General features: G+C 45.0%; 10 protein-coding genes. 6 read left to right on the top strand and 4 right to left on the bottom strand.

The window, feature by feature from the left end; all coding sequences use genetic code 11:
- Positions 1–99: 99 nt before the first annotated feature.
- Positions 100–885 (bottom strand): zinc ABC transporter permease subunit ZnuB, encoded by a 786-nt coding sequence (znuB, locus tag VIC_RS09700; protein ID WP_006959457.1) that lies wholly within the window; start codon positions 883–885, stop codon positions 100–102.
- Positions 878–1,663: a zinc ABC transporter ATP-binding protein ZnuC gene (gene znuC / locus VIC_RS09695; protein WP_006959456.1), complete on the bottom strand. Its 786-nt coding sequence runs from the start codon at positions 1,661–1,663 to the stop codon at positions 878–880. Before znuC ends, znuB begins: the two co-directional genes overlap by 8 nt.
- A gap of 82 nt (positions 1,664–1,745) precedes the next feature.
- Here znuC and znuA point away from each other — a divergent pair, with 82 nt between their 5' ends.
- The 6 genes from znuA to VIC_RS09670 all read left to right on the top strand — a co-directional run bounded on the left by znuA (position 1,746) and on the right by VIC_RS09670 (position 9,585).
- Positions 1,746–2,624 (top strand): zinc ABC transporter substrate-binding protein ZnuA, encoded by an 879-nt coding sequence (gene znuA / locus VIC_RS09690; RefSeq protein ID WP_006959455.1) that lies wholly within the window; start codon positions 1,746–1,748, stop codon positions 2,622–2,624.
- Positions 2,625–2,869: 245 nt separating this feature from the next.
- Positions 2,870–6,085: a two-component regulator propeller domain-containing protein gene (locus VIC_RS09685; protein ID WP_236612172.1), complete on the top strand. Its 3,216-nt coding sequence runs from the start codon at positions 2,870–2,872 to the stop codon at positions 6,083–6,085.
- A complete protein-coding gene (locus VIC_RS27030) occupies positions 6,060–6,203 on the top strand; it encodes an AraC family transcriptional regulator (RefSeq protein WP_236612171.1) in 144 nt (47 codons plus the stop codon). The genes VIC_RS09685 and VIC_RS27030 overlap by 26 nt, the downstream gene beginning before the upstream one ends.
- Before the next feature lie 651 nt (positions 6,204–6,854).
- Positions 6,855–7,082 carry a FeoA family protein gene (locus VIC_RS09680; RefSeq protein WP_021457201.1) on the top strand — a complete coding sequence of 76 codons (228 nt, stop codon included), beginning with the start codon at positions 6,855–6,857 and terminating at the stop codon, positions 7,080–7,082.
- A complete protein-coding gene (gene feoB / locus VIC_RS09675) occupies positions 7,082–9,358 on the top strand; it encodes a Fe(2+) transporter permease subunit FeoB (protein ID WP_006959453.1) in 2,277 nt (758 codons plus the stop codon). Before VIC_RS09680 ends, feoB begins: the two co-directional genes overlap by 1 nt.
- Positions 9,355–9,585, top strand: coding sequence for a FeoC-like transcriptional regulator (locus VIC_RS09670; RefSeq protein WP_006959452.1), 231 nt, complete (start codon positions 9,355–9,357; stop codon positions 9,583–9,585). Before feoB ends, VIC_RS09670 begins: the two co-directional genes overlap by 4 nt.
- A gap of 31 nt (positions 9,586–9,616) precedes the next feature.
- Here VIC_RS09670 and VIC_RS09665 read toward each other — a convergent pair whose 3' ends face one another.
- Both VIC_RS09665 and argS read right to left on the bottom strand, forming a co-directional pair.
- Positions 9,617–10,045 (bottom strand): HIT family protein, encoded by a 429-nt coding sequence (locus VIC_RS09665; RefSeq protein ID WP_006959451.1) that lies wholly within the window; start codon positions 10,043–10,045, stop codon positions 9,617–9,619.
- Between the two features lie 99 nt (positions 10,046–10,144).
- Entirely contained in the window at positions 10,145–11,878 is a 1,734-nt protein-coding gene (gene argS / locus VIC_RS09660; protein ID WP_006959450.1) for an arginine--tRNA ligase, read from the bottom strand.
- Positions 11,879–11,995: the final 117 nt, after the last annotated feature.

The raw sequence follows: 11,995 nt of genomic DNA, 5'->3' as shown, positions 1-11,995 counted from the left end.
TCTCGTTTAGGTAACAAAAAGGGTTGGCATGTGTGGCCAACCCTTTTTCATTTTAGCTTCTAGCTTCTAGCTTCTAGCTTCTAGCTTCTAGCTTCTAGCTTAAGCCTTTACTCGATATAGCTGTGACAACATAAACATAGCGGTGGCACTGATGACCACAGAAGGCCCCGCTGGAGTATCGTAATGCCATGAGAGGCTAAGGCCTAAGAGCACAGCGACTGCACCAATAAAAGAGGCAGTTATGGCCATCTGCTCTGGAGTTCTAGAGAATCGCCGCGCAGTAGCCGCAGGAATAATCAACAGTGAAGTCATGATCAAAGCGCCTACGAATTTCATACCGATGGCAATCACAAGGCCAACCATAATCATCAGAACTAAACGCATTAAGTCGACATTGTGACCTTCTACCGCGGCGAGATCCTCGTTAACCGTTGTTGCAAGCAGAGAACGCCAAAAATAGACCAGTATTGCGGAAACGAGCGCTGCGCCTGCATATATATAAACGAGGTCCGTTGGGCTAACAGCGAGTAAATCACCAAACAAGTAACTCATCAGGTCGATTCGTACATTGTCTAGAAAGCTGACCGCCACTAAGCCAAGAGATAAGGCACTGTGTGCCAGAATACCCAGCAGCGTATCGGTTGCGACCAATTGCTGTCTCTGGAGGGCGACAAGAATAAAGGCGAGAGCCAAGCAGCAGACAATCAGGGCAAAATACAGATTGACGTCAAGAAGGAAGCCTAATGCAAGCCCCATCAAGGACGCGTGAGCCAAAGTGTCGCCAAAGTAAGCCATTCTTCGCCATACAACAAATGACCCCAGCGGCCCCGCGATGGCTGCAATCCCCAAGCCTGCGAGGATAGAAGGTAATAGAAACTCAATCATGATGGTGACCGTGTGAATGCTGTGAACAGGTAGACGCTTCGCCAGATACAGGATCACCCGCTAAATCATGGTGATGATGTTGATGCTGGTGGTGGTAAAACGCAAGAGACTCATTTCTCGTTTCGCCAAACAGAGCAATGTAACTTGGATGTTTGGTGATGTCGGCTGGCGCGCCTGAACAACAGATATGGTGATTGAGGCAAATGACGTCGTCAGTTTTCGCCATTACCAAGTGTAAGTCGTGGGATACCATGAACACCGCGCAGCTGAAACGATGGCGAATAGTATCAATTAACTCATATAAATCAATCTGCCCTTGGACATCAACACCTTGAGCTGGTTCATCAAGAACCAGCAAGTCTGGTCGTTGGAGTAGTGCTCTTGCTAAGAGAACACGTTGGCTCTCTCCACCAGAGAGAGAATGCATGTTCGCTCGCATTAAGTGTTGTGCACCGACAAGTTTCAACGCATCTTGCAGTTCTTGCTCACTAAATTTACCCGCGAGCTTCATGAAACGTTTCACATCCAGAGGTAATGAGTCATTCAGCCTAAGTTTTTGAGGGACATAACCAATTTTTAGGTTCGGCGTCTTATTGACTGTCCCGCTGAACTGTTTTTGGAGACCTAACAACACCTTTACTAGAGTGGATTTACCCGCTCCGTTAGGGCCTATCAATGTTGTTATTTCTCCTCGCTTAAGGGTAAGACTAATATTATCAAGGACTTTGCGTTTTCCGAATTGAACACAGACTTGTTGAAGTTCGACCAGTGCCGACATGAATGGAACTCATTTGCAAATAACTATTGTTATAATGTAACATTTGAAAAACTTTAACGCCAGAGACTAGTGGTATTGATTTATGAAACACCTAATTCCTTTGCTATCCATTTTTGCTATAGGTAGTGCAAACGCCAGTGAAATACTGACCAGTATCAAACCCATTCAGATGATTACCTATGAAATTACGCAAGGTGTTTCTGAGCCAGATTTATTGCTTGAGTCCAACACTTCCCCACATGATTACGCGCTGAAACCATCTGATGTGAAGCGAGTTAGAAAAGCCGATTTAGTCGTTTGGTTCGGTAATGACCTAGAACCTTTTTTAACTAAAGTTCTTGAGGGTCAGAAGAATGTTTTGACCATCAGTGAAGTGGATGGTTTGAACCTTCGCGAGTTTTCAGAAGACGGACATAATCACGATCATGACGGGCATAATCATGGCTCGCACGATCCGCATTTCTGGTTAGGGCATGAACAAAGTATTAAGGCTGCTGAAGCGATTAGCCAGAAACTTTCTGAGTTAGACCCGACCAACAAAGATGTTTATCTAGCGAATTATCAGGCATTTGTGAAAAATGCTAATCAGTACGATGAAAAGTGGCGAGCGTCGCTAGAGCCAGTAAAAGAGGTAGGTTACTACGTATTTCATGATGCCTATGGTTATTTCGAGCAGGATTATGGCTTGAATCATTTGGGTGAATTTACGGTTAGCCCTGAGAGAAAACCTGGGGCTAAGACACTCATTAAAATCAAGAAAGCGTTGGCAAAAGGGGATGCTAAATGTGTCTTTGCTGAACCTCAGTTTACTCCAGCTGTTGTTGAGTCTGTGACGCGTGGTAGTCAAGCCAAGCAAGGGGTACTTGATCCTATTGGTACTAATGTTCAAGTTGGACCAGGCAGCTACTTTACTTTTATTCAGTCCATCACAGACAGCTTCACTGAATGTCTTAGTAACTAAATATTTGTTTGATATGCCATCAAAGGGAAGCACTGCGCTTCCCTTTTTTGATTGATCCAGATAAGAAAACGCCGATTTTTTGAAGCAGCATCTTGTTTATGGTTGGAAATCCAAGATAATTATTATCACAAAATAATTTGATGACTCAGTTCAATTAGCTTTGAGTCTTGATCTGGGTGGATCATTCGAAACGCTTAGATATGGAATGTTATTGACTGTCCAATTTTGCTGCAAGGGAATCGCTAGTGAAACAAGCCGTTTGTTTTCTGTCGTTTTTATTTTTGACTCGTGTCGCGATGGCAATGGATCTCCCTTTGTCAGTCTTCTACCCCTTGCCAACGCAATCTCAGGGTAAAGCGTTTGCCGCTAAAGAACTTTTTCTCGCTGACAATGGAGGTATCTGGTTTCAAGATGTTAGAAATCAGGTGCTGTTTTTTGATGGGCAAAACATTTTGCCCAAGTCAGGTTCTGCACTCGATTTTGAATCAGAGCAAGTTGCCTTTCTCGGCAGTGCTTTTTGGTCATTTGCGGGCAATGAGATTTATCGCACCACCCCTGGTAAAAGTCGAGAACTGATATTCAGTCTCACGCCGGGTACTGAGATTTTACGAATAGGGGTATCGAACCGTTACGTTTGGGTCTCCGATGCTTCAAACTTCTACACCTATCACGTTGATAGTGGAGAGTTTTTTTCTTACTCCTTAATGGAGCTGTATCAATACAACCAGTCTGCTCAAATCAGCATTACCGATGCCAAACTGATTAAGTCAAAGTGGGTACTGGCAACAAACTCCGGAGTGTATTTGTCAGATGGTAGCCATTTCGAACATGCCCCTCGCTCCGGCACGAGTCATATAGAAACCCTCTATTTTTCCGAAAATCGTCAAGAGTTAGTCGTCGGCACTCGACACGGGGCAATTCTTTTCAATTTTAACCATCCTGACGCTCCACTTAAACGAATCCCAGGTGGACATGTTTTGAGTATTGCGGAAACGCAAAAAGGCTACTGGATAGGTACCGAATCCGGTTTGCAATCGTACTCTTTTGCATCACAAGAGAGTGCCTATTTCGCCAGAGAACACACACACAGCCATGCGTTGTTTGGTGAAAAGGTTTACTCATTACTCAATGATCATCGAGGGGGAATGTGGATTGCCACTGAACGAGGCATTCATTACTTCTCATTGTTTGCTCATCATTTTAAGCGTTTTCCTGATTTGATGTTAACCCGCGGATCAGCGTCAGAAAAACTGATTCAACTGACTAAGAAGAAGAGTCGTAGTGGGTTTTGGATGGTCACCAATGTGGGTGTATATTCACTAAAATTGAACCATAAGGCGTCAAGAAAGCTGCTTTATAAAGGTAGAGTGAACGATGTTATCGAGCATAATGGCGTGCTCTGGTTAGCCACTGAGAATGGCGTCATCTGTATTGATAGTGTATCCGGTACTGTGATTGCGGACCGTTTACCTAACTTTTTAAAAACATCGTCAGTTGAGTTGTTGGAACTGGATAACAACGGTCGAATCTGGGGAGCCAGCGACCATAAGTTATGGCGTTTTGATACCCAAAGTCGCGAGTTGATGCAATATGGCTCTGAGTGGATGCTGAACAAGTATTTACCAGCGCAAGTTACTCAGATGGCAGTGGCTGACAATGGCAGTCTAATCTTGGGCACTGATCATGGCACCTATGTACTGATCAACGGCCAAATCCACTATGTTAGTGCCTCAGAACACTACGGGCGTGTGGCTAGTATAAAAGAAGTGAATGGTGGTGAAATCTGGGTGGCGAGCACTTACGGATTGTATCAATTAGACGCAGCCAGCTTGCAACTTAAGCCTCTGACTATGGTGGATGATCATATCACGCCTAAGTGTTTGATTAGTAATCGCAATGGTGTTTGGATGACTTCTTCTGCTGGTCTGACCCATTATGCGAAGAACGGGCAAATAGCAGCACACTATGGTGAGCCGCTCGGTTTAGTGAATAACGAATTCCAGTCAGGACTATGCAGCTCTGGTTCAGAAAGCCTACAAAATCTATTAATTGGCTCAAGGCGAAACCTTATCAAGGTTGACACCAAAAGTCTTAGTGCTAGCAAATCTCCCAACGTACAGGTGATATACAGCCAAGTGGTTGCTAATCAGGATTTGTACTCTCTTGGTGGGAGTGTTTTGGGGGCTCCACATGTGACATATGGAGAATCGATTGCGTTTCAGTTTGGTGTGCTTCCACAGGTCAGTAATGTTTCCCTGCAATATCGACTGGGAGAACAGGATGAATGGCAGAATCTCGAAGGAATGAAGCTGACCATTGAACATATCCTTCCCGGTGACTACGCGCTTGAGGTGCGTGCTGTAAATAATGGCATGGCGCAGGGTGCTATCGAGCCGTTTGTTTTCTCAGTTGACGAGCCTTGGTATATCCGAGGGTATGCGATTTTCTCCTACGTGACAGCCGTATTTATTCTGCTAGCGTTTGTTATTTATTGGCGCTCTCGCATGATGGCAAGAACCAATAAAGATCTGAGGTCTCAGGTAGCGCTTAAGACTAATCAACTGCGTCATCAAAGCCGAATCCTGCTAACTAACAACGATCAATTAAGAAAACAGCTACAAATCCGACGCATCCTTTATAGACAATCAGTGCAATCGTTGCGGGAAAGGCTGCAAGGTTGTGCATCACAGACGACCACAGATTCAGAACAAGGCAAACAGCAATTATTGAGATTTGTGATTCACGAACTGGATCTATTGCTTAACGTACGCGCGGCTAATGGCGATGCCTTGCCAGTTTACAACCTGTCTTTGGTATTGCGCTCTGCATTGGATGGTTGGCAAGAAGAGCTTATTAAGGCTGGTTTATCTGTGGAGGTACACTCAGAAGAAGATAAAGACAAAGACATTTACGTCACTCTCGATGTTTTTAATCTCGATAGTGTGTTTAATCTTTTGATTGATAATCTGATTAAGCGCTCATATCGAGGGCAAGTTGTGTTGATGAGGTATCGTATCAATGACGGAGAAGTCTCTTTTTCCATGACCGAACAAGGTGCAAAGCTTGATGATGCTTCTGTGACGCCCATTGAGTTGTGGAATGAAATCGAGTCTTTGGTCAAAGAAAATGGTGGTAGCTTCCATCGATACAGCTCCGATGAACGAAACTTAATTGAGTTTGTGTGGCCAGTTGGAAATGAATTTGAAGAGAACTCGATTGTTCAACTTACCGACACAGGCTTATCTGAAGAACAGTCGAAAGACCCGTGGATTGAAAAACTGGAAGCCTTAGTCGTCCAACATTATTCAGATCCGGAATTTGGTACGGCTTCAGCGGCTAAGCAAATGTACGTGTCCGAGCGTAGTTTACAGCGTCGATTTAAATCGGCTGCAGAACGTACGTTTATGGATTACGTGACTGAGGTGCGGCTGGACTATGCTGTCGACGTTGCTGGCTGGTGAAAAAATCTCAGATGTAGCGTTTGAATGCGGGTTCAATGACCCTTCCTATTTCAGCCAGCGATTTAAACATCGTTTTGGCGTTTCCCCTTCTCAGTTTATTGAAGATCAAGATCGGTAGCTTGTTGCTGTCCACGACTTAATTGAACCAGAAAACTAAATAAAATGAGTTGTGTTAGGCAGGATGAACTTAGCACACTGATTGGCGTGATGCGTGATGCGTGATGCGTGATGCGTGATGCGTGATGCGTGATGCGTGATGCGTGATGCGTGATGCGTGATGCGTGATGCGTGATGCGTGATGCGTGATGCGTGATGCGTGATGAAAAAAATATCGTGGTATAGCCGGGGGGACTATACCACGGGTGCCAATGACACCTTCGCTTGCTGCCGGAGTGGTGCGGGTAGCACCACCTCTGGAATTCAATGTCTTCCAAGGAGCTGTCCTTGTCGACGTGCTTAACTATAAAACTATCGACTTATTTTACTTATAAAATTAACGCCAAGGTTACATGATAAAAGCGACATTGAATCTATATGATTGATTTATAGTTATTTTTTGATTTTTGTTAGTAAGGATTTGAAATGGGCAGTGTTTATTAACTGACCGGAAATGATTGTTTTTAACGGAATTAACGGGTGTTTAATTGACGAAAGTGACGTTCCATATTCGCAATGTTTGATTTCAGACAAGATTTACAAAATTTACACAGGCTAAGATCTAAAGTCTTAATAATAATATTTCTCATTTTTATCTTTAATTGGCCTGTCTATGAAACTTTCAGATTTAACACAAGGGCAAAAAGCAACGATCACCGGTTTTTCAGAGCTTTCTAATGATGTTAGGAAAAAGCTTATGGTGATGGGGTTGCTTCCTCAAACTCCAGTCACGCTTATTCGTAAAGCCCCAATGGGCGATCCTCTTCAGGTCGAAGTCCGCGGTGTGTCTCTGGCAGTCAGAACCAATATTGCTAATTCAATTCATGTGGAGGCCAACTGATGAAGTACAAAATTCTGACTGTCGGTAATCCGAACAGTGGTAAAACAACCCTGTTTAATGGCCTGACAGGTGCCAAACAGCAAGTAGGTAACTGGGCAGGTGTGACGGTTGAAAAGAAAACAGGTCGTTACAGTCATTCTGGTGATGAATTCATGCTCACCGACCTTCCTGGTATCTACGCATTAGATAGTGGTAACGATGGCAACAGTATCGATGAGTCAATCGCTTCACGTGCGGTCTTGACGCATCCAGCGGATCTAATCATTAACGTTGTTGATGCGACGTGTCTAGAGCGCAGCTTATATATGACGCTTCAGCTGCGAGAGCTTGGCAGACCGATGATGGTTGTGCTGAATAAAATGGATGCATTGAAGCGTGAACGACAAACTATCGATGTTAAAGCGTTAGAAAAAATGCTGGGCTGTCCGGTATATGCTTTATCCGCAAACAACAAAAATCAGGTTCAACGCCTGAAAGAACGTCTACATAAAGCGGTGGTTCAAGGCGTTGCGCTGAACGAACTGAAGATTGGCTATGATGTAGAATTTGAGCGAGCGATAGACCAAATCCAACCTGTTTTTGTCAATCATTCTGAGGTTTCCGCACGCGCTCTTTCTATTCGAGCTTTAGAGCAGGATCTGTTGGTCTTAAACAATCTTTCTTCTGAGGAAAGAGACAACATTGCGAAAATTCAGGGCGGTCTCGACCTAGATATCGATCTCATGGTTGCCGATACGAAATATACTTTCCTCCATGAGCAGTGTAAGAAAGTGCGCCGGACTGAAGGCAAGCTTAGTCATAGCTTTACGGAAAAGGTGGATAACGTCATTCTTAATAAATGGGTAGGCGTTCCATTTTTCTTTGTCGTTATGTACCTGATGTTTATGTTCTCTATCAACATCGGCAGTGCATTTATCGACTTCTTTGATATTGGTGTCGGCGCTTTGCTGGTTGATGGTGGGCACTATTTGTTAGATGGTCATCTGCCTGTTTGGTTGGTGACATTGATTGCGGATGGCGTGGGTGGAGGTATCCAGACCGTCGCCACTTTCATTCCTGTGATTGCTTGCTTGTATCTCTTTTTAGCAATCCTGGAAAGCTCAGGCTATATGTCTCGTGCTGCTTTTGTTCTCGATAAAGTGATGCAGAAGATTGGTTTACCGGGTAAAGCCTTCGTTCCATTGGTTCTTGGCTTCGGTTGTAACGTACCAGCCATCATGGCAACACGAACATTAGATCAGGAACGTGAACGCAAACTTGCTGCCTCAATGGCGCCGTTCATGTCTTGTGGTGCTCGTCTTCCTGTATATGCATTGTTTGCCGCCGCGTTTTTCCCTGAAAGTGGCCAGAATATCGTATTTGCTCTTTACCTACTGGGGATTGCTGCGGCTGTATTCACTGGGTTGGTGCTAAAGCATACGCTCTACCCGGGCTCAAGCGACAGCTTAATCATGGAAATGCCCGATTACGAATTACCAACGATACAGAATGTACTGATAAAAACGTGGCAAAAACTGAAACGCTTTGTCCTTGGAGCAGGTAAAACTATCGTTGTTGTTGTGACCATTCTTAGCTTCCTCAACTCTGTCGGTACTGATGGGTCATTTGGCAATGAAGACAGCGAGAATTCAGTGCTGTCTAAAGTTTCTCAGGTGGTGACGCCTGTATTTGAACCGATAGGCGTTCATGAAGATAACTGGCCGGCGACAGTTGGTATTATCACAGGTATTTTTGCCAAAGAAGCGGTAGTGGGAACTTTGAACAACCTTTACGCGCCAAGTGAAGGAGAAGAAGGTGAGTTCAATCTCATGGCGAGTTTGGAAGAGGCAGTTATGTCTATCCCGGAAAACTTAGCTGGATTGAGTTATTCCGATCCATTGGGTATTGAAGTGGGTGATTTGACCGATAGCTCTACTGTGGCAGAGGAGCAGGAAGTTGACGCTTCTATTTTTGGTAACCTGAACCAATATTTCGTCTCAGGCCATGCCGCGTTTGCTTACTTGATTTTCATCTTGCTGTACACGCCGTGTGTCGCGGCTATGGGAGCTTATGTCCGTGAATTTGGCCAGAAATACGCGCGCTTTATTGCTGTATGGACTATGGGTCTTGCTTACGGCGGTGCAGTGCTTTACTACCAGACGATGCACTTCACAGACCACCCAATCTACAGTGCAGCCTGGATAGCCGGAGTCATTTTGGTTTCCTTTGCGACTTATCGCGCGTTGAAAGCGGCGGGGCAGAAGCAGATGCATTATGCTGAGGCACAAACAGCATGATCTTACAGGAGCTGAAACGGCACATCGAGCAGCAGGGCTGCGTTAGCCAGAAAGAGCTCGCGAAGAAATTTTCAATGAGCGAAGACGGTGTCGATGCCATGCTGGCGGTATGGATAAAGAAAGGGAAGATATCTCGCTTGGTCGATACCAATAAAGCTCAGAAAGTGACCCGGGTCAGATACTCCGCGAATGGTGCCGATGAGTTATCTCTCACGGTGACCATGTAAAGAAAATGCCGCTGGTAACAGCGGCATTTTTTTATGCTTTTTTAAACAAGCTACTTAGTGATAAGACATTCTGAATCTTACTGAGTATCGCTTGTTGTTCCTCTTCAGAACGAAAATCCCCCTGAGTATTTCCCCATACGGGCCCTGGCCAGGCAACATCATCCTTAAAACGTGCGATGTGATGGACATGAAGTTGCGGAACCATATTACCAAGCGCACCTAAGTTGAGTTTATCTGGGCGAAAAGTTGCTTCTAATGCTTGGCTTACCGCTTGTGATTCGAGTAAGAACTGTTGTTGCTCTTGCATTGGCAAGTGATGCAGTTCTTTTAAATTTTCCCGTTTAGGAACAAGAATGACCCAAGGAACAGCGTTGTCCTTGTGGAGCAGGGCAATCGTCAAAGGAAAGTGGCCAATGACGCTAGTATCCTTTGCCAGTTGTGGGTGGAGTTCAAAACTCATGATTCATTCCTATTAGTATTTTTAGCCAGTATACGCCAGATAAAACAAAAGGTTGATGCTTTCACATCAACCTTTATTTTGTATCGCTAAAGCCCTAGCTTACATGCGTTCTAGCGTATCAATACCTAGCAGAGAAAGACCTTGCTTGATGGTCTTCGCTGTCAGTGCTGCCAGCTTCAGGCGACTCTGTTTAACAGACTCATCTTCTGTGTTCAGAATTGGGCATGCTTCGTAGAAGCTTGAGAACTGGCCTGCAAGTTCGAATAGGTAACTACACATGATATGCGGTTGACCTTCACGAGCAACTGACTGCACCGCTTCTTCAAATTGAAGTAGCTTGGCGATAAGAGATTTCTCTTTCTCTTCGGTGATCTGAATGTCACCAGCCAGCTCATCCATAGAGATGCCTGCTTTGGCAAAGATAGATGCAACGCGCGTATAAGCGTACTGCATGTATGGCGCTGTGTTGCCTTCAAATGCCAACATGTTGTCCCAGTCAAACACGTAGTCAGTCGTACGGTGTTTAGACAGGTCTGCGTACTTAACAGCAGCCATTGCTACAGTGTTGGCGATGTTTTGCTTTTCAGCTGTTTCTAAGTCTGGGTTCTTAGACTCGATAAGTTTGATTGCACGCTCTTCTGCTTCATCTAGTAGGTCCGCCAAACGAACTGTGCCACCTGCACGCGTCTTAAATGGACGGCCATCTTTACCTAACATCATACCGAAAGCGTGGTGCTCAAGAGTTACCTCTTCTGGTACATAGCCTGCTTTACGAACGATTGTCCATGCTTGCATTAGGTGTTGATGCTGGCGTGAGTCAATAAAGTACAATACGCGGTCTGCACCTAGCGTTTCGTAGCGGTATTTCGCACAAGCGATATCGGTAGTGGTGTACAAGAAGCCGCCGTCACGCTTTTGGATGATGACACCCATAGGCTCGCCGTCTTTGTTTTTGTACTCTTCAAGGAATACAACTTGTGCACCGTCATCTTCTTGTGCAAGACCTTGTTCTTTCAGGTCTGCCACAATACCAGGAAGCATGTCGTTGTACATGCTCTCACCCATTACGTTTTCACGAGTTAGAGAGACATTAAGACGATCGTAGTTGCGCTGGTTTTGGATCATGGTGACATCCACCAGTTTTTTCCACATCTCTGCGCAGTATTCGTCACCGCCTTGAAGTTTAACTACATAGTTACGCGCCTTAACTGCAAACTCTTCATCTTCGTCATAAAGCTTTTTCGACTCGCGGTAGAAGGCTTCAAGGTCAGCCAGCTCCATTGAAACTTCGCCAGACTCTTGCTGTACACGCTCTAGGTTGGCGATAAGCATACCGAACTGAGTACCCCAGTCACCGATGTGGTTAGCACGGATCACTTTATGACCAAGGAATTCGAGAGTACGAACCACAGCGTCACCGATGATTGTTGAGCGCAGGTGGCCAACGTGCATTTCTTTAGCAACGTTTGGCGCAGAGTAGTCAGCAACGATAGTTTTTTGCGCTTCAGCTGCAACACCAAGACGAGAGTCAGATAGTGCAGATTCAGCTTGTTTAGCAAGGAATTCTTCGCTCAGGAAGATGTTGATAAAACCAGGGCCTGCAATTTCAGTCTTGCTTGCAATACCGTCAAGGTCTAGAACATCCAATACTTTTTGAGCAAATTCGCGTGGGTTTGTGCCTAGTTTCTTAGCAACGCCCATTACACCGTTTGCCTGGTAATCACCAAACTGTGGCTTTGCTGATTGACGAACGGCTGCAGGACTGCCTGCAGGTGCGCCAGCGGCTTCAAGAGCCTGAGATACTTTGTCGTTAATAAGTGCTTGGATATTCACACGCGCTTCCTTCAATTCTTGGGAATTGGTTGGATATGCATTGAGTTATTCAGCTTCGTCAGACGCTATTGCTGAATAATATCCACTCTGGTGGAATGAATGCATATCTCTATAGAG

This window comes from Vibrio coralliilyticus ATCC BAA-450 (assembly GCF_000176135.1).
In the GTDB taxonomy this organism is placed as follows: Bacteria; Pseudomonadota; Gammaproteobacteria; order Enterobacterales; family Vibrionaceae; genus Vibrio; species Vibrio coralliilyticus.
Note: the sequence above shows the minus strand (reverse complement) of the source record. Positions and strands in the feature narration are given on the sequence as shown.